This is a genomic window from Pontibacter aquaedesilientis (assembly GCF_014773225.1).
In the GTDB taxonomy this organism is placed as follows: Bacteria; Bacteroidota; Bacteroidia; order Cytophagales; family Hymenobacteraceae; genus Pontibacter; species Pontibacter aquaedesilientis.
The window spans coordinates 113413-132563 of sequence record NZ_JACXAJ010000008.1; the positions used below are offsets into that span (position 1 = coordinate 113413).

The window sequence follows — 19151 nt, forward strand, 5'->3', positions numbered from 1 at the left end:
TAATAAAAAAAGAGGCTCCTTAACGGGAGCCTCTTTTTTTAATTAAACTGAATAACAGGTTTAGTCCTCTGTGCCATCATCCCACCAAACACCGCTTGAGAAAATCTGAGACCCCCTCACATCCGGAACATTTGACTCGTTTGTGTCCAGTTCGTTTTGAGCGTAAGGGAAGCGCAGGGGCGGAGGGGAGATTGGATGCTGGGATATAAAGGCTGGGAAGCCTGTTCTTCGCCAGTCGTTATAAGCCTCAATCGACTGGAAGTAGAAGAAGGCGATCCACTTCTGGCGGATGATACTCTCCAAGGAAACAGTAGCCGCATTTGCAGCGATATACGCGTCAATGGCAGCAGGGGGAGCATTGATCTGCCTGACCATGGCCGCCCTAATTCCTTCCTGATAAGCGATCAGGGCTTGCGCGGTGTTGCCTAATCTAAGGTGAGCTTCGGCCTCAATGAATTTTAATTCATCGTATGTCATCAACGGAAGAGTAGAGGTCGACTCCAGTACATAGGGCCCCGATGAGGTGTTATTCGGGTTCTTGACATCCGAGAAGGCGCGGTTAGCCTGATCATTGATGAGCGTGCCATTGGGAGCTCCGACTATAACGGGGTTTCCGGCTGCAGTGCTCGGATCAGGAGCGGGGGCAACCATAGCCGCCAGGCGAGGGTCATTCAGGCCCTGCAATGTTTGCACGAAAGATGCGCTCACGGCGTGGTGGCTTCGGTCATTGGCTTCTTGCCACCAAGGGTGTTGCCCCGTGGCGGCTGCAGAATATTTGTTGAAAGTGAAATTCTGAGTAGCGCTAGTGAAGCCTTGGGCCGCCGCTGCAAGCGCCGCTTGGGCAGAGCCCGTCGGGTCAATGTTGCTCAACCTGTTGTGAAACCTTGCTTTCAGGGAGTAAGCAGCCCTGGTCCAGTTTGTGGTATTGCCTGAGTAAATCAGATCCTGGCCGGCAGGAGTGGGAGCCCCGCTTGCCAGATCGACAATGGCCTCGTCCAGCAGACTTTGAATCTCGGTGTAGATCTGCTGCTGCGTATCGTAAACCGGCGTGCGGTTCTCTACGCCCTGACCCGCTTCGGAAAGGGGAACGCGGCCCCAGATGTCTGTGGCAATGGACATGGTGTACGCCTTCAATACTTTGGCTATACCTACATGCACCAGGTTGCCGTCCTCCGCACCGCCAGCTGAACCACGCTCAATTATCAGGTTCAGGTCTGGAAGCACGCCAGCGTATATGTTGTTCCACATATTATTGACCAGCGTGTTGTTTTCCAGTCCGGAACGGCGATCTGCCTCCTGCAGCTGGGCATGCACACCGGCGGTATGCTGCACAAAAACGGAGGAATACCACGACAGGTCGGCACCTGCCACTGCTGTTGGAATGTTTACCGTTACCTGCGGCAAAAGCAGGTTCACCGACACCTCCTCGGGGTTATTGGGGTTGGTGTCAATCTCATCTAGCTTATCGTCGCTGCATGAGCCGCCTCCTACGACTAACCCAACAGCAAGAAAAAAACTTATATATCTATGCTTTTTCATGATTCTATGGTTTCTGTCTGTTAAAATGTTAGTCTTAAACCGGCTCCAAAGCTTCTGGCCTGCGGTAGTGTCACATACTCCAATCCCTGGAAGTTGCTACCGCCACCCACACTTGTCTCGGGGTCAAAATTAGGGTAGTCAGAGATCAGGAAGATGTTACGGCCAGTCAGCACCACCGAAGCGTTTTTGACAAAAGTCCGGTCGGTCAGCGTTTCAGGAAGTGAGAAGCTGAGGGCAACCTCCCGCAACCTCACAAAAGAGGTAGAGAACACATTGGATTCATCGATCTGGTCCATGGTGCTTTGCCAAAACACCTGATTTCGCTGGATGGTGATATCATTTGGCCCTTCCACAACCAAGTTTCCATTGTCATCCCGGAATCCTTTCACGCCAGGGTATACATAGTCGCTTTCGCGGTCTTCGGTCAGCTCTGCCATGCCGTACAGCTTCAGCAGTCTGGTATTTCCAGCGTACATGTTGCCGCCTTTGCGCCAGTCCACCTGCGCTGTCAGGTTGATGCCTTTATAAGTGAAGCCATTGGTGAAAGAAATTTCAAAGTCAGGCTGCACGTTGCCAATGTTCTTGGCTTCGCCGCCAAGCAGCGGCATGCCAAACCTTGGGTTCGGGTTGCCGGATATGGTTTCGCGACTGTCTACCACCACATTGCCGTTGTCGTCCCTCACAAAAGAAGAGCCGAATATGATCGGATACAGCGCTCCGGCCTCAGCCCGGACGTTCGGTGTCACGAAGCCACCCAGAAAGATGCTCTCCACCCCTTCGGCCAGTTCGACCACCCGGTTTCGATAGCGGGTATAGTTCGTGGTGAAGGTCCATTCAAAATCTTCTGTCTGAAGAGGGATAATGGAGGCGATTAATTCATGGCCTTTTGTCTCCAGGCGTCCTGCGTTTCTAAACTCAGCGGAAAAACCCGAAGAGCTCGCCACCGGAACACTGAATATCTGATCTTCCGTTGTCTGCACATAATAGGTATAGTCCAGCGTGATGCGGTTATCGAACAGTCTGAAGTCACCGCCAAACTCCACTGTACGCGTGTTCTGTGGCCTCAATTCCTCTGTCCGGAATGTGGCGCTGCGGGTATAGCCAATGGTGTTGTTGAACGGGAACTGTATACCATCATTCAGGAAACCACCCACATTCAGAGCGCCTCCCGGGATGAAGATATTGCGGGTGATATAAGCCTGGTCAGGCGCCTGGCCAGCCTCGGCATACGATGCTCTCACTTTGCCAAAGTTCAGGATATCATTCTGCAGGTCGAAGGCATCGGTAAAGGCAAAGCCCACTCCCACCGAAGGGTAGAAGAAAGCACGGTTGCCGCGGGCCAGGTTAGATACATAGTCCCTTCGTGCTGATGCGTTCAGGAAGAGGTAATCCCGAAATCCGACTTCTGCGTTGGCATAAAATCCGGCGACCCTTCTGCGGGTGATGGTTTCAGCGGCGTTTTGCACCACCGTGTTGCTTATGTTGCGGAAACCGCCCTGCGCTATACCCCGGCCCACCGTAGAAATTAGCCGGTTGCGGATATCGTATATCTCATTTCCCAAAAGGAAGTTTACATTGATGTCCTCACCGAACTCTCTGTTGGCAATAAAGGAAAGGTTGGAGTTGATCTGGTTTTGGTTGTAGGCATAGTCATTGATCTGGCCGCCAGAAGGAGTAGGAGTTCTACCACCCGTAAAGCCCGAACCAAGTTCATAAACCTCTTTGCCATCTGTTATAAAGAAGTCGCCGCCTAGCCTGTAGTTTACTTGCAACCAGTCCAAAGCCTGGTAATTAATATTGGCTGTACTGATAACTCGACGGGTGTCCTCATAGAACTGGTTGTTGGCCAGCGCCCATCTTGGGTTGTCCATCGCGCCCCGGTAGTTGATTTGTCTGTACGGGTTGAGCGGGTCGGCAAAAGGAAGACCCCATAGGTCGAAGTTGCGCGGTGCCGCGTACAGTGTGAAGAGCGGGTTGGAAAGGTTAGAGCCGCCCGGCACCTTATCGATGTGAACGTCAGAATAATTGACGGATGCACCGAGTGTTACCTTAGGGTGCATCTTGAATTCGCCGGCTATTTTACCGTTGAAGCGCTCCATACCTGTAGTCGGGATAATTCCCTCCTGGTCTGTATAGCCCAGGGTTACGGCATAGTTGCCTATCTGGCCGCTGTTAGCTACCGAGATGCTGTTTGTGGCCGTATGTCCGGTCTGGAAGAATGGGTCCACGTTGTCGAACACCCTGTTGCCGGATACTGTTGCGCCAGTGGCATCCACCACATCGCCGAGCTCACTGATCCGGGGGCCCCACGAGAGGGAGGTGGCGCGGTTATACACACCGCCGGAGCCTTGGGAGTATGTGCTTTGCAGGTCTGGCAGTTTGGATACGCGATCTATTTGGTAGTCGGTTGAGAACGTAATGGTTGCTCTCTCTTGTGCATCCAGGCCTCTTCCTTTCTTAGTAGTGATGAGCACAACACCATTTGCGGCGCGAACACCGTAAAGCGCCGCGGCTGCACCACCCTTGAGCACAGAGATCGACTCGATGTCATTCGGGTTGATGTCAAGGGCACGTGCCGAAGCATCGGTTCCGCTGACACCACCCACGCCTATACCTGTACCGCCGGCCTGTTGAATCGCATCGCTTTCAATCGGCATGCCGTCCACCACATACAGCGGTTGGTTGTTGCCTACAAGAGAGCGGGCCCCCCGGATGGTGATCTGTGAGGACGAGCCCGGCATGCCGCTTGACTGGCGGACAATCACGCCGGCCACCTTGCCTTGCAGCGCATTCGTTACGTTGGGCTGGTTAGCCCGGTTCACTTCGTCGCCGCTTACCTGTTGTACGGAGTAGCTTAGCGCCTTTTCTTCCCTTTCTATACCGAAAGCGGTTACCACAACCTCACCAAGTTGCCGCGTGTCTACATTCAGGGTCACGTTAATGGTGGTCTGGTTGTCGATGTTGCGTGTAACGGTAGTATAGCCGATAAAACGGAATGCGAGTGTGTTGGAGCCTTGCGGCACGTTGATGGTATATTCGCCATTGGTTCCGGTTGTTGTGCCGACGCTGGTACCTTGTACCAGTACGGCAACTCCGGGCAGTCCCTGCCCTGTTTGCTGGTCTGTTACGGTGCCCGTAACCGTTTTAGTCTGGGCCATACCTTCATGAAAAAGGAAGAATGCCAGAATAAAACTTACTAGTAGTAGTTTGTGCATGTTGCCAAGTTTTTTGGGTCATGATTAATGCAGAATATCAAAAGTGCAAAGCGCTTGGGAAGACACTTAGTGGGGAATTTGGAATTGGACTTAAGAAGATTTTAGAAATATTTGAACTAAATAAAATGAAAGTTTAAACAATGAATATTTAAATAAAAGTATCTTTTAATGTTAAAATGCAATTATAGATTCATAACATTATACGTAACAAAACTTTAAAAAGGCTTGATATACAATATTTTAACTAAATATATACCCTTTATTAGGCTGCATATAGCATTGTTAAATTTATATATTCAATGTTTAAAAATGTTGAAACATTGTTTTGGGGGAATTTGGGGGTGTTAAGCAGGCGGTAATGCCAACAACGGAGGAGATAGGTGTAATGGAAAAAATAAGTGTGCTTAGCGAAATCCGGAAACTTATATTTCCCGTAAGTGAGGCGCTGAGAATGAGTATGATCTAGGTTTAATTTTATATATATCTGTTTGCTATACTGTGAAATTATATTCTTAATTTACCGCTCTGAAAAGGTGAATTAAAATTTTGACATCCGAAGGATGGAGTATTGCAAGAGCAGAATTTTATTCATAAATATGGGGCATGAATAGCCTGTAAATAATATATTAAAAAGAATATGCTTTAGATTTACTTTACATTTTACCTGTATTTGTAGTTAGCTGCAAAACAAGCCCATCAGGCAAACACTGCCTAATCCATAGAATTCCTGACGACTTTCCGATAAGGGTAGTTCATGCTCTGAGCATCAGAACTTTCAGGATTATTGTGTTAAATGTGTATTACAACTCTAATCTATAATTATTATTCACCTCAATTAACAGACCAATGAAAAAACTACTACTGTTGAGTTTTGCTCTGGTATTCGCCCTGCTTCACCAGGCAGTGGCTCAGAGCAGAACCGTTACGGGTACCGTAACAGACCAGTCGACTGGCCAAGGCCTTCCTGGTGTTGCAGTGCTTGTGAAAGGAACAAGTGCGGGTACCGCTACAGGTGCAGACGGTGCTTTCTCTATTAATGTGCCTGCGGGCGGCAATACTTTGGTATTCCGATTCCTGGGTTACAAGACCGTAGAGCGCCCGATCGGTACTGCTGCCTCTATTAATGTTTCGCTTGAAATTGACCAGAGACAACTTGACGAAGTTGTTGTAGTAGGTTATGGCACGCAACAGAAGAAAGACGTGACCAGCTCTATCGCTTCTGTAAAAGGTTCGGATATTGCCAATTTGGCCACTCCGTCTTTTGATCAGCAGCTGGCAGGTCGTGCATCTGGTGTACAGATCACGCAGCCATCTGGTATCCTAGGTGCGCCTCCAAAGATCAACATCCGTGGTGTAAACTCTATCTCTTCCAGCACGCAGCCGCTTATCGTAATTGATGGTGTGCCAGCTACTTCTGGAAACCAGGGTGCATTTACTCCATCTAACTCGCTTGCCGACATCAACCCGAACGATATCGAGTCATTTGAGATCCTGAAGGACGGTGCTGCAACTGCAGTTTACGGTTCACGTGCATCCAACGGTGTAATCCTGATCACTACAAAACGTGGTAAGGCTGGCCAGGCCAAGTTTGCTTACGATGGCTGGGCAGGTACTGCCAAGGCTATTGAGCTGCATGACCTGCTCAACGCTCAGGAGTTCGTGGAAATCACAAACGAGAAATACAGAAGCCTTGGTCTGACTTCGCCAGCCGCTTTAGGTGACGCAGATACAGACTGGAACGACGAAGTGTTCCGTAGAGCATTCCAGCAGAGCCACTCATTCTCTGCAAGCGGTGGTACTGATAAAACTACTTACTACTTCTCACTTGGCTATTCAAACCAAGAGGGTATTGGCCGTGCCAACAGCCTGGAGCGCTACTCTGTGCGTACCAACCTAAATACCAAAGTAACTAAGTTCTTGGATTTTGGTTTGCAGGCTGGTTTGACCAATCAGATCAACGAGGGTCCTCTTACAGGATCTAACAGCTTGTCAGGTAACATCTTCAGTGTGATTCGTATGCACCCTAACGTGCCGGTATTCAACCCGAACCACCCTACAGGTTACAACATTGACATAGCTGAGCCAAGAGCTCTTGGACGCGGTCCGAACGCCGGCATCATCGCCAATGGTATCCCGAACATCCGTTTCGTTCTAGATAACAACGTTCGTAGAGCAACTACTTACCGTGGTCTTGGTAACGTATACCTGGATTTCAAACTGGTGGATAACCTGCGCTTCAAGACCTTATTGGGTGCTGACTTAACATTGGTTGATGACTTCCTTTACAATGACCCACGTCATGGTGACGGTATAGGTTCTAGCGGTCTGGTATCTCAAGCTTACTCTCCAATCAAAGCATGGAACTGGCAGAATATCCTGAGCTATAACAAAACATTGAACGAGGTTCACAACTTCGATGTAACTGCTGTTCAGGAATATAACAAAACAAGATCAAGCTTCTTCCAGGCACAAGGTACAGGCCTATCTGACCGCTTCTTCAGCGAAAACCTGGTAAGTGGCGCATTTGCGAACCAGTTTGCTTCCGGTGGTGTAGGCGAGAACGGTCTTGCTTCTTACCTGGGTCGTTTCAACTATAACTACGCTGGCAAATACTATGTAGGTGCTTCAATGCGTGCCGACGGTCTTTCTAAACTTTCTCCTGACAACCGTTGGGGCTATTTCCCTGGCGTATCTGCTGCCTGGAGAGTTTCTGAAGAGGAATTCTTTAAGAACGCAAGCAGCCTGAGCTTCATCTCTGATCTGAGATTGCGTGGTAGCTTCGCTGAAGTTGGTAACATTGGTATCCCTGGTGGTAACTATCCATACCTGGGTTCATTCGGTGCAGCTCAGTACGGAACTTTCAATGGTATTTCGTTCAGCAACACTGGTAACCCAGACCTACGTTGGGAATCACAGCAGATTACTGACTTCGGTATGGACTTAGGCTTGTTCGACGGACGTCTTAACCTAGAGCTTGCTTACTGGAAAAAGGACAACTCTGACGTAGTGCTTGCTGCGCCAACACCTCCATCATTGGGCGTTCCTAACAACTCTATCATCAGAAACATCGGCCGTGTGTACAACGACGGTATCGAATTCAGTATCTCTGGTACTGTAATCGATAAGTCTAACTTCAGCTGGAACTCTAACTTCAACTTCTCTACGCAGAACAACGAAGTAAAAGAACTGGTTGACGGTCGTGACATTATATTTGACTACACGATCCACCGTGAAGGAGAGTCTATCAACTCTATCTACGGCTATCAGTACGAAGGTGTAAACAAAGTAAATGGTAACCCAATCTACCGCAAGGCAAATGGCTCATTAGTACAGGGTAACATCTCTGGTAATGGTGGTTCTGCCGGCGTTTACTACGTTTACGATCCTGCTAATCCTAACGTGCTTGGTGCGCAGTCTTCACTGTCATCTGCTGATAAAGTTATCCTTGGTAACACACTTCCTAAGTGGTTCGGTGGTTTCGACAACAACTTCAAGTTGGGTAACTTCGACGCTAACGTGTTTGTTCGCTTCTCTGGTGGCAACAAGATCATGAACCGTACGCGCCAGGACCTTTTGACGATGGCATTTGAAAACAACGGTCGTGAGATCCTTGGCAGATGGCAGAGTGCTGAAAACCCAGGCGACGGACAAACTCCTAGACTGGCAGCAGGTGCGAACTTCGGTAACTTCATCAACACAAACGGCGAATCTTCTTCTCGTTTTGTTGAAAGCGGTGACTTCTTAAAAGTGAGCAACCTTTCATTGGGTTATACCTTGCCTAAGACACTGAGCGAGCGTATCAGCGTTGACCGTCTGAGATTGTATGCGCAGGTTCAGAATGCATTTGTGTTCTCAAGCTACACTGGCCTTGATCCTGAGACCTACACCAACCTGACTAACAACAACCTGGGTGTAGATTGGAATGGCCAGCCTCAGCAGCGTGTGTTCACAGTAGGTTTAAACCTTGGTTTCTAATAATTTAATTTCCTTAAAATGAAAAATAGATCATTCCTGAAAAATAAGCTGAAGTTAGCGGTACTTGCCCCAGCGGTATGCTTCTCGCTGATGCTGACTTCATGTGATAAAGACGTAACGGAGCTGGCTCCATTCGATCGTCTGACAGAAGAGAGTGCCTTTACAACTCCTGAGCGTGTTGAGCTTGCTGTAAACGGTGTTTATGACGCTGCCCAGTCTGGTTTCTATGCCGGTGGAGCTGTTCGTGGCTATCCATTCGGAGCTGCCCACGTAGAGCAAGGCGATAACCGTGGTGAGGACATGTTGAACCTCGAGGCTTTCTATGCCATCACTTACGGCTCAACTTACAATGCGGCATCTGCTAACAACGTTTTCCACTTCGAAACACTTTATGCTGTAATTAACAAGGCAAATATCGTGATTGAAGGTGTTGAGAAGGCAGTAGCAAGTGGTCTGATTACGGCTCAGGTAGGCAATGCTTACATTGGCGAGGCTCGTTTCCTGCGTGCTCTCTCAAACCATGAACTGCTGGTGCATTTTGCACGACCTTACAACCACACGGCGGATGCTTCGCACCCAGGTGTTCCGATCAGAACGATTCCTGTGAACACTCCGGCCCGTGTTGAAGAAGCAAGACAGCAAGGTAGAAACAGTGTGAAAGAAGGTTATGCCGCCATTCTAGCCGATTTGGACTATGCAGAGGCAAACCTTCCGGATACGCGTGCAGCTGGAGCTAAAATCTCAAGAGCAACCAAAGGTGCTGCTATTGGTATGAAGACCAGAGTTAAGCTTCACATGCGCGACTGGCAGGGAGTGGTAACAGAAGGAAATAAGCTTATCACTGGTACGGTAGCTCCTTTCTCCAGCCCAATCGGCGGATATGCATTAACAGCGTCACCTGATGGCCCATGGGCGAGCAACTCTGGTAATACGGAGTCTATGTTCTCGTTCATGAACACAGCAAATGACAACGCCAGTGTAAACGGTTCATTAGGTCAGATGTACAATGCCCTTCCTGGTGCACGTGCGCTGGTGGCTATTAGCCCAATTATCTGGAATGCAACTTTTTGGCCTGCAAATGACGCTCGTCGTGCCATTACCACTTCGACTACCCGAGCGATCTTCACCAGAAAGTACAGAGATGCTGCTACACAGTCAGATTGGTCACCAATCATGCGTTATGCTGAGGTACTGCTAAACGTTGCGGAAGCTGAGTCTAGACTTGGTAACAGCCTGAGAGCCCTTTCACTTCTGAATGCTGTGCGTGGCCGCTCTACCAGCGAGGTTTATACCTTATTGGTTGGCGATAACCTGACGCAGGCGATCGTAAATGAGCGTCGTATCGAGTTCTTGGCAGAAGGTATGCGTTGGAAGGACATCCACCGTCTGGCAAAAGAAGGTAAGTTTGGACCTGCAGGTATACCTGCTAAGGTAGCGTCTGCCCCAGTTGTACTTCCTCAGTACGAGGCTGGCACAGGCAAAGCCGTGACAACTGCTATACCTTTTATACCTTACGATGACTTCCGTTTTATCTGGCCTATTCCAATCTCTGAAATTTCATCTAACCCTGTGTTAGCTGCTCAGCAGAACCCTGGATACTAAGTCAAGCGGTTATTATAAATTGAAGAAAGCCTGCCAATGCAAATTGGCAGGCTTTCTTATTTAAATGGAGTTGATTAACAGGTAGTAGCGAGTATGCAGCTTCAAGTGAAACCTACTCTTTTTTGTCCATCATGGTGCATTGTAATACCTTTACATGTAAATCTAAACCATTTACTAGTACTATGCTCCTCCCCAACTTCAGCGGAAAATTATTCGAAGCCGGCATTGACGAAGCAGGCAGAGGCTGCCTGGCAGGACCGGTGGTGGCCGCAGCCGTTATCCTGCCGCCGGACTACAGGCATGCATTGCTGAACGATTCGAAAAAGCTGAGCCATAAACAGCGGACACTGATACGGGAGGATATTGTGCGAGATGCCGTGGCTTGGGCCATCGGCGAGGCGAGTCCGGAAGAGATAGACGCGATGAATATTTTGCAGGCGACTTACCTGGCCATGCACCGGGCAATTGAGGGGTTGAGGGTAAAGGCAGAATACTTGATTGTAGACGGCAACAGGTTCAAGCCGTTTCAGCTTGTTCCGCATACCTGTATCGTAAAAGGGGATGGCAAATACCTGTCTATCGCTGCCGCTTCGGTATTAGCCAAGACGCACCGAGATGAGCTGATGCACCAGCTGGCGGCAGCGTATGGGCAATATGGTTGGGAAAGAAATGCCGGCTATCCGACGCAGGAACACCGTAGTGCCATTGCCGCATCAGGCACTACGCCGCATCACAGACTGTCTTTTAAATTGCTTCCTGACCAGCTAACACTATTCTAATGGAGGTATAGCAAACTTATTTCAGCTTGATCAGATCCAGGAAAAGCGTGAAACTGTCAAGTGAGGAGTGGCTGTTGTCAAAATGATCAAAAGTCATGGGCTTTACAATGTAGCCAGCTACGTTCAACCGCTGCGCTGCCATCCGGTCGGTCTCCTCGTTCGAAGTGGTCATGATGAAAACCGGAATGTGGCTGAACTCAGGCTCTGTGCGCAGTTCTGCCAAAAACTCCAAGCCGTTCATCTTGGGCATGTTAATGTCGAGTAGGATGACGCTGGGAGCAGGGGAAATTTTGGGCACACCGCTTCCTCGCAACATGTCAAGGGCTTCCCGGCCGTTACGTGCCACGTGTATCGGATGTGTGATACCTATTTTCTTTAGTTCACGTTCGACGTTCATAATATCCAGGTAATCGTCTTCTACAAGCAGGATATTAACTTCTTTATTGGTCATGTTGTTTGTCAAAATTCAATGTGCAAAATTACTATAAATATTTAACTTATACCTGATCTTTAGGCCAAGTAAAGCTAAAAGATGCACCGTTGCCGGGCGATGAAGATACCCAGATGCTACCGCCATGCCGCTCTACAATCTTCTTGACGATCGCCAGGCCAACTCCGGTGCTTTCAACGGCGTCGCGTTCCTGTAATGTCTGGAAAATCACGAAAATTCGATCATGGTACTCGGGGTCAATGCCTGGCCCGTTATCCGACACCGAAAAGGTATAGAAGGAGTCAGCGTCTTCCCAAGTCACGTCAACCTCGCCCTTTTGCTTATCATGGTACTTCAGCGCATTGCTGATGAGGTTAAGGAAAACCTGGTGCAGCTGTACCCGCTCAGTATATAAAATCGGCATACCCGGTGCAATGTTTACCTGAAAGCCTTCCGCCGGAGCCACCATATCGGAAACTTCCATCAGCAACTGATTCACATCTACTTCCTCCTGTATATGGGTGGTGCGGCCAACGCGGGCAAGCGCCAAAATCCCGTTAATCAGGTTCTCCATGCGATGTACCCGTACCCGCATCATCATGAGGTATTCTTTGATGTTCTGAGGCAGGCTCTGCCCCATATCTTCCTCTACCCAGCGGGACGCCACCTCGATGCCGCGCAGAGGCGCCTTAAGGTCATGCGAAACGACGTAGGCAAACTGGTCCAGCTCTTTGTTTTTGCGGTCGAGCTCGGTAAAAGTCTCGTCGATGGTGGCCGACATCCGGTTGAGAGAGTTCGAGAGCTGGCTCATTTCATCTTTGGTGGTGTCCACGATCTGCGTCTGGTAGTCGCCCCTGGAAATTCTGTCGGCCAGCGTAACCATCTTGACAATCCGGTTAGAGATCAGCCTGGTAATGTAGTAGGCCCAGCCCAGGCCGAGCAGCACCGACAGTATGGTGAGAACGGTGGAAACCTGCCGCGTAGTATTGATACTGCTGTTGAGACGTTCCCGCCTTTCCTCCCGAAGCTTGTACTCAAATGAGTTGAAGTCCCGGAACGCGGTTCGGATTGTGTCCATCAATATTTTTTCGCCCATCACCAGGGTGTCCAGTTTCATGTCGAAAGCGCGTGAAGAGACCGATAGGGTGTCGGTGCGCTTCATGGCGATCAACGGCTCTGCGTATTCATTCACCCAGCGTTCCTGCGTCCGAATGATCTTGTCCAGTTTTTCGCCCTGGCTGGTCGAGGTGTCTACATAGCCTTTGATTTCGGTGAATAAGCTAGGCAAATGTCTTTTGGCCTCATGGTATGGGTCCAGGAAGAGCTCGTTCCCATTCAGCAGAAAGCCGCGCAAGCCTGTCTCCATATCGATGATATTACGCTGGAGAGAAGCCGAATTACGCACCACAATCTGGGATTTGGATACCCATTGTGAGTTTTCGATCACATCTTCGGATAGCCTGAAGTTGACAATGGCCACCGCCGTGAACAATATCGAGATCAGAACGAACCCGGTAAAAAGTTTGGTTGATAATTTCATCTGAGTTTACCTGTAGCAGTGCTTATCGGAGAATACCTCCGGCCAAGGAATCGGGTACATACGTATCTGTGCTAAATTAGCAAGAACTGAGCTTCCGTGAAAATTGGCTTACAGATAAAGGAACTAGATTGCGACTGTATATGGACAGGCGGGTGTATTGCCCCTCTAAAAAGGCAACAAGGGCTTTTCTTATAAAATGCATTATCCTTTTGGCTAAAAAAGTGATGGTACGGTTTACGCTCCAGCCGCATGTAAGTTGTGCAGTATCTCTATGAATACATTGTGTTATTTAAAGGAATTCGATAGACCCGAGCCTCTGTAGGTATAGCCGCAATGCTGGAGCATGACATGAATTGTTTTCGGGGCAAAAGTGGAATTCTTAGGGTGGAGATAACCGATAAAATTTCAGAAGCGGGCATAATTTACTTATTTTTGCTGTCAACCACTTTATAAGCAAACGAACCTATAATGGAACTGAAGAAAATAGCTTTAAATGACGTGCACGAGTCGCTGGGTGCGAAAATGGTGCCTTTTGCAGGGTATAACATGCCGGTGCGCTACTCGTCTGATCTGGAGGAGCATAACACCGTGCGCAATGGCGTAGGTATATTCGACGTGTCGCACATGGGCGAATTCCTGGTGAAAGGCCCTAATGCCCTTGACCTGATCCAGCGCATTACTTCAAACGACGCATCTAAACTAACGCCAGGTAAAATTCAGTATTCCTGCTTCCCGAACGAGGACGGCGGCATCGTAGACGACCTGCTGGTTTACTGCATGGCCGAAAACGAATACATGCTGGTGGTCAATGCCTCTAACATTGAGAAGGACTGGGCTTGGGTAAACAAATACAACACAAAAGGAGCGGAACTGGAGAACATTTCGGATGAGATGTCGCTGTTTGCCGTGCAAGGTCCGAAAACGGTAGAAGCGCTGCAATCGCTTACTTCAGTAGACTTGGGCAGTATGGTATACTACACCTTCGAGAAGGGTGAGTTTGCTGGTGTGCCCGATGTTATACTCTCTGCTACAGGCTATACCGGCTCGGGTGGATTTGAGATCTATGTGAAGAATGAGGACGCTGAGAAAGTGTTCCATGCAATTATGGAAGCTGGCAAGGAGCAAGGTATAAAGCCGATCGGTTTGGGTGCCCGCGACACGCTGCGCCTCGAGATGGGTTTCTGCCTGTACGGCAACGACATCAACGACACGACCTCACCGCTGGAAGCCGGTCTGGGCTGGATCACCAAGTTCGACAAGGAGTTCACCAACTCAGAAAATCTGAAAGAGCAGAAAGCCGCTGGCGTTAGCAAAAAACTTGTTGGTTTTGAGATGATGGAAAAGGCGATACCTAGAGCGCACTACGAGATTGTAAATGCCGAAGGTGAGCAGATAGGAGAGGTAACCTCCGGCACCATGTCGCCTACATTGGGCAAAGGCGTAGGTATGGGATATGTGCAGACGGAATACAGCAAGCCGGGTACTGAAGTGTTCGTACGCGTGCGCAACAAGGACATGAAAGGCCAGGTAGTGAAGCTGCCGTTTGTGAAGAAATAGTTAATCGTTAACCGTTGATCGTTGTTCGTGATAAATTAAATCGAATAACGATCAACGATTAACTAAAAACGAAATTAAATGCCAAGTATAGATGTGTGCTACAGCCCCGAGCTGTTGCACTTGTATGAACTGAAGGGAAAGGCAGTGGTGGCCGTGGATATTCTGCGTGCTACCTCCACCATGGTGGCAGCTTTTGCGCATGGTGCCACCGATATTATACCTGTCATGCAGCTGGAAGAGTGCCGTGGGTACGCCGAGCAGGGTTGCCTGACAGCCGCTGAACGCAACGGCATCAAGGCGGAGGGCTTTGACCTGGGCAATTCACCCTTTGCTTACATGGATGGTAACGTGAAAGGCCGAACGGTCGCCATCACGACTACCAATGGTACCCGGGCTATCCGGATGTCGGAAGCGGCAGACGAGATCATTGTCGGGGCTTTTCTGAATCTGGAGGCCGTAGCGCAGCACCTGCGTGAGCTGCAGCTGGATGTATTGGTGGTGTGCGCCGGCTGGAAAGGAAAGTTCAACCTGGAAGACACGCTGTATGCCGGGGCCCTGGCCGAACGCCTGCAGGACGACTTTACGTTTGAGAACGACGCCACACTGGCTTCGCTATACCTGTACCATGCCGCTAAGCACGATATGGTCTCCTTCCTGCGCCAATCCTCGCATGTGCAACGACTCGAAAACCTCGAAATCCACAAAGACATTGAGTTCTGCCTCCAGCACGACACCTATGATGTGCTGCCCGTTTGGAAAAAGGACAGGCTGGTGGATATTAGTTTAGAAGTTAGAAAGTTAGAAAGTTAGAAAGTTATGAGTTTCTAAACCTGTTCTGTTTTACAAAAAGCACTAAGAGAGTTCAACTACCTAAAAAATCAGAGCCGGCCCTGCAGAGCCGGCTCTGATTTTTTAAACGACTTTCTAACTTCTAAACTTTCTAACTTTCTAACTTACCTCAATTTCTCATTCTGCTTGTGCCGATCGCTGTCGCGGGAGGTTTTCTTTTCCAGGTTTTGGCGGAGCGCTTCGGTGAGGTCTATACCTGTTTGGTTGGCAATGCAGATGAGCACGAAAAGAACATCAGCCAACTCGTCGGAGAGTTGCTTGCCTTCCTCGCTTTTTTTGAAAGACTGCTCACCATACTGCCGTGCCATGATGCGGGCCACTTCGCCTACCTCCTCTGTGAGGATGGCCATGTTCGTTAACTCGTTGAAGTAGCGAACGCCATTCTCTTTTATCCAGTTATCTACTATGGTTTGGGCTTCGGCAATGGTCATAGGTATAGCGACTAAGGTTATTTGCCAAATTTAATCACAAAATCGACATAGGGTATACCAATGGCGATCTCTTCGGCAATTTCGCGGTTGTTGATAAAGGCCAGATCGACGGTGAGGCGCTCCCCCATGAACCGCAGCCCGTAGGATACGACACCATAATAACTATCGGTGGGCACCAGCCAGTTCTCGGTTACCAGGCCGATGCGTCGGCTCACCCGCTTCATGCCGCTCAGCGTAATCACCGGTTTGCTCGAAAACTCACCATCCACGAAGCCGTAACCCACACCCAGCGTGGCATTGTCGTCGCTGTTGCCGTAGGTCACGATGCCATAGCCTATTCCCAATCCCGAGAAGTCCTCCTCAATCCCGATGACATTGGCGTATAGCAAACCGCCGCCTGCCCGCCACTTTTCATTTATCTCGAAGGTGGCTTTGGGTGTGAGATAGAAGGCTGGGGAACCACTGAAGGTCGAGATCAGTTCAAAACCGCCCCCCATGGTAATGTTATCTGTGATGCCGATATTGAAAGAGTTGAGCACCAGGTAGGTGTTTTGGTAATAGGCTTCGCCTTTTTTGAGGCTAAAAGCAGAGGGAGAGAACAGGTAACGGGTAGCATTGGGATTCTCGAACCAGTACTCGCCGTTGCGCATACGGCTCTCATCCACCACTTTGGTGCTCCTGATTTGGGCATGCGGAATGACTACTTCGCCGGCACTGTCAGTCCGCAGGCGTATGCCCCCTTCCGTTTGGCCCAGGAATACACCTTGGATCGTAGAGCCGTCACGGGTTTCTACGATCCAGCGCTTCCCTACCACGCTTTTAGTTAATGTGGTATCCGTTTGAGCATAGGAGGAGTTGGCAGAAGCGGCCATGAGCAGGCAGCACCAGAAAGCTATTCCGAAAATTCGTGACAGCCTGATCGCAACAGGTATAGCAGACATAACCCTGAACTTTAGATGTGAAGCATTTAACTGAAAGCTATTGAAATATAGTGATTTTATCTAGTGCTCTATCAGTTTGCTGCCACATTTGTTAAGCGGGGGCTATTCTTTGTTCTTCGAGTCTATTGTGATAGTTACCGGGCCATCGTTGAGCAGGGCAACTTTCATGTCGGCACCAAATTCGCCGGTTTGTACTCGCTTACCCAAGGCTTGCTCCAGCAAAGTTACAAATCGCTCATAAAGCGGTATCGCCATGGCAGGAGGGGCGGCGTTGATATAAGAAGGCCGGTTACCTTTTTTGGTGAGTGCAAATAGCGTGAACTGGCTGATGACCAGCAGATCGCCCTTTACATCCTGCACACTCAGATTCATTTTGTCCTCGGCATCGCTGAAAATGCGGAGCTGCACGACCTTATTAGCCATCCACTTCAGGTCTTCTTCTGTGTCTTCGGCCGTGAAGCCGGCCAGCAGCAGTAGGCCAAGGCCTATTTCGCCTTTCACCTGGTTGTCTATAGTGACGGAAGCCTGAGTTACACGTTGTATGACGATGCGCATGCGGTTACACCTTTGGTTGAGGTGCAAAGGTATAGCTTTACCCCCTAATCCACATACCCCTCATATCTGATCCTGTTCACTTTGCCGTTTTTCAGGTAGAAGCGGAGGGAGGCTGGGGCGCCTTCCACGGAGGTAGCTACAATCTCGGAGTTGGTCTGTAGAATGCGCACGTCAAAGTTCTTGAGTTTTGTCATGAGCTCGGGCTGTCCCATCCCTACTTTCATGTTGCTGCGCAAGGCTATACCTGCGTTTCGGATATCGGCTACCTGCAACAGCAGCTCGCCTGTCTGGCTGGGTGCGTAGAGTTCTATCACCGATTCTCCAAACCGGATGGTATAGATCGTGTCCGTGATGGCAGGCTTGTGGATGTTCTCAATCGGGTCGGCGTCCAGGGTAAAGTCCGTGCTGATGCGGGCGAAGTAGGCGTCCAGCTTTTTGCTTAGGCGGTAATCGGCTAGGATCGGGTTGCCCAGAAAATCGATGGTGGACGGTGGACCGGCGGGCTGGCGGCGGGCCAGCATGGTGTCAGGCTGTGCATTTTGCCGGTTGCGCTCCAGCGGCTCCTCTTTTTGCTCGTTCCGGGCGGTGTCGGTGCTGCAGGCTCCGGCACTGGTGCTGATCAGCAACAGCAGGATCAGCAGGCGTACAGTAAGGCTGTACCTGTGTCGAAGGCTGAGACTGAAAAGGTATAACATGATGAAACGTTTAAAAGAGGGCAAGCGGATTATACTTTGCATACGAGAACTGACGCGCTTAAAGTTTTCTCTAAAAGGAAAATTAATCTGTAGCTTCTGCGGGTTGTAAAGTATAATTTTGGGGCAAATATCATCATTTATGTCATTACTACAAATAGCTTTGGTTACTTGCCAGAGCCTGGGCGATTACACCGCCAACGCCGATAGCGAAGATGAACGCCTATACCGTTTTTTGCAGGAAAAAGGTTTGAATATTTCTTTCCAGGTATGGGATGACGAGCAGGTAGACTGGACTGCTTTCGATGCCATCATTATCAAATCTCCCTGGGATTATTTCGATAAAATTGCCGCTTTCTATACCTGGCTGGACAAGCTGGAGACGCTAGGATGCCGTGTGCTCAACCCAGTGCAGACGCTCCGCTGGAACGCCGACAAAATCTACTTTAAAGACATGCAGGAGCAGGGCGTGGAGGTAGTGCCCACTGTATGGCTGGAGCAAGGTAGCAGCTTCGATGCAGAGGATGCTTTCGAGGCGATTGGGCAGGAAAAGATCATTGTGAAGCCGCGCGTGAGCGGGGCCGCGAAAAACACATTGGCTATTGACCGGAGTGAGGCCGAAGCCTATACCCCGCGCATCAATGCCTTGCTGCAGGAAGAGCCGTTCCTGGCCCAGCCATTTCTGGAGCAGATCAAAACACTGGGCGAGTGGTCTTTTGTCTTCTTCAACGGAGTCTATAGCCATACCGTGCTGAAAACCGCCAAGTCCGGCGACTTCAGGGTGCAGCACTTCTTTGGCGGCAGCATACACACCCCAGCGCCTCCCGCTGCTTTGTTGAACACAGCTACCCACATCGTGCAGCAATTTGCAAAAGGCTGTCTGTATGCCCGCGTGGACGGGGTGGAACTGAACGGAAGACTGGCTCTGATGGAATTGGAGCTGATCGAGCCGTTTCTCTTTCTGAGTACCAGCGAAGGGGCGCTGGAGCGCTATTACCAGGCCCTGTTGCAATTGCTGGAGAAAGAGCCGGCATCACGCGGCTAAG

14 protein-coding genes are annotated in these 19151 nt (G+C 49.6%); 6 read left to right on the forward strand and 8 right to left on the reverse strand.

Features of this window, described 5'->3' with window-relative positions; all coding sequences use genetic code 11:
• Positions 1-60 precede the first annotated feature (60 nt).
• Positions 61-1539, reverse strand: coding sequence for a SusD/RagB family nutrient-binding outer membrane lipoprotein (locus tag H9Q13_RS14840; protein WP_191184585.1), 1479 nt, complete (start codon positions 1537-1539; stop codon positions 61-63).
• Positions 1540-1559: 20 nt separating this feature from the next.
• Positions 1560-4754 (reverse strand): SusC/RagA family TonB-linked outer membrane protein, encoded by a 3195-nt coding sequence (locus tag H9Q13_RS14845; protein ID WP_191184586.1) that lies wholly within the window; start codon positions 4752-4754, stop codon positions 1560-1562.
• A gap of 846 nt (positions 4755-5600) precedes the next feature.
• On the opposite strand from H9Q13_RS14845, the gene H9Q13_RS14850 reads away from it, so the two are divergent.
• From H9Q13_RS14850 to H9Q13_RS14860, 3 genes are all read left to right on the forward strand, one after another.
• Positions 5601-8729, forward strand: a complete 3129-nt coding sequence (locus H9Q13_RS14850) for a SusC/RagA family TonB-linked outer membrane protein (protein ID WP_224744314.1) — start codon at positions 5601-5603, stop codon at positions 8727-8729.
• A gap of 18 nt (positions 8730-8747) precedes the next feature.
• Positions 8748-10331, forward strand: a complete 1584-nt coding sequence (locus H9Q13_RS14855) for a RagB/SusD family nutrient uptake outer membrane protein (RefSeq protein ID WP_224744315.1) — start codon at positions 8748-8750, stop codon at positions 10329-10331.
• 182 nt (positions 10332-10513) lie between these two features.
• Entirely contained in the window at positions 10514-11110 is a 597-nt protein-coding gene (locus tag H9Q13_RS14860; RefSeq protein ID WP_191184587.1) for a ribonuclease HII, read from the forward strand.
• A gap of 16 nt (positions 11111-11126) precedes the next feature.
• Here the strand turns inward: H9Q13_RS14860 and H9Q13_RS14865 are convergent, their stop codons facing one another.
• Together H9Q13_RS14865 and H9Q13_RS14870 are read right to left on the reverse strand one after the other, a co-directional pair.
• A complete protein-coding gene (locus H9Q13_RS14865) occupies positions 11127-11561 on the reverse strand; it encodes a response regulator (RefSeq protein WP_191184588.1) in 435 nt (144 codons plus the stop codon).
• A 46-nt stretch (positions 11562-11607) separates the two neighbouring features.
• Positions 11608-13080, reverse strand: a complete 1473-nt coding sequence (locus H9Q13_RS14870) for a sensor histidine kinase (RefSeq protein WP_191184589.1) — start codon at positions 13078-13080, stop codon at positions 11608-11610.
• A gap of 468 nt (positions 13081-13548) precedes the next feature.
• On the opposite strand from H9Q13_RS14870, the gene gcvT reads away from it, so the two are divergent.
• Positions 13549-14637: a glycine cleavage system aminomethyltransferase GcvT gene (gcvT, locus tag H9Q13_RS14875; RefSeq protein ID WP_191184590.1), complete on the forward strand. Its 1089-nt coding sequence runs from the start codon at positions 13549-13551 to the stop codon at positions 14635-14637.
• Positions 14638-14715: 78 nt separating this feature from the next.
• Positions 14716-15447, forward strand: coding sequence for a 2-phosphosulfolactate phosphatase (locus H9Q13_RS14880; RefSeq protein ID WP_191184591.1), 732 nt, complete (start codon positions 14716-14718; stop codon positions 15445-15447).
• 143 nt (positions 15448-15590) lie between these two features.
• On the opposite strand, the gene H9Q13_RS14885 is transcribed toward H9Q13_RS14880, so the two are convergent.
• From H9Q13_RS14885 to H9Q13_RS14900, 4 genes are all read right to left on the reverse strand, one after another.
• A complete protein-coding gene (locus H9Q13_RS14885; protein ID WP_191184592.1) occupies positions 15591-15917 on the reverse strand; it encodes a nucleotide pyrophosphohydrolase in 327 nt (108 codons plus the stop codon).
• Between the two features lie 17 nt (positions 15918-15934).
• Positions 15935-16858: a hypothetical protein gene (locus H9Q13_RS14890; protein ID WP_191184593.1), complete on the reverse strand. Its 924-nt coding sequence runs from the start codon at positions 16856-16858 to the stop codon at positions 15935-15937.
• A 102-nt stretch (positions 16859-16960) separates the two neighbouring features.
• Complete coding sequence (gene dtd, locus H9Q13_RS14895; protein ID WP_191184594.1) at positions 16961-17413, reverse strand: D-aminoacyl-tRNA deacylase; 453 nt, start codon at positions 17411-17413, stop codon at positions 16961-16963.
• 44 nt (positions 17414-17457) lie between these two features.
• On the reverse strand, positions 17458-18108 hold the full coding sequence (locus H9Q13_RS14900; RefSeq protein ID WP_191184595.1) for a hypothetical protein: 651 nt from the start codon (positions 18106-18108) through the stop codon (positions 17458-17460).
• A gap of 139 nt (positions 18109-18247) precedes the next feature.
• Here H9Q13_RS14900 and H9Q13_RS14905 point away from each other — a divergent pair, with 139 nt between their 5' ends.
• On the forward strand, positions 18248-19150 hold the full coding sequence (locus tag H9Q13_RS14905; RefSeq protein ID WP_224744316.1) for an ATP-grasp domain-containing protein: 903 nt from the start codon (positions 18248-18250) through the stop codon (positions 19148-19150).
• Position 19151: the final 1 nt, after the last annotated feature.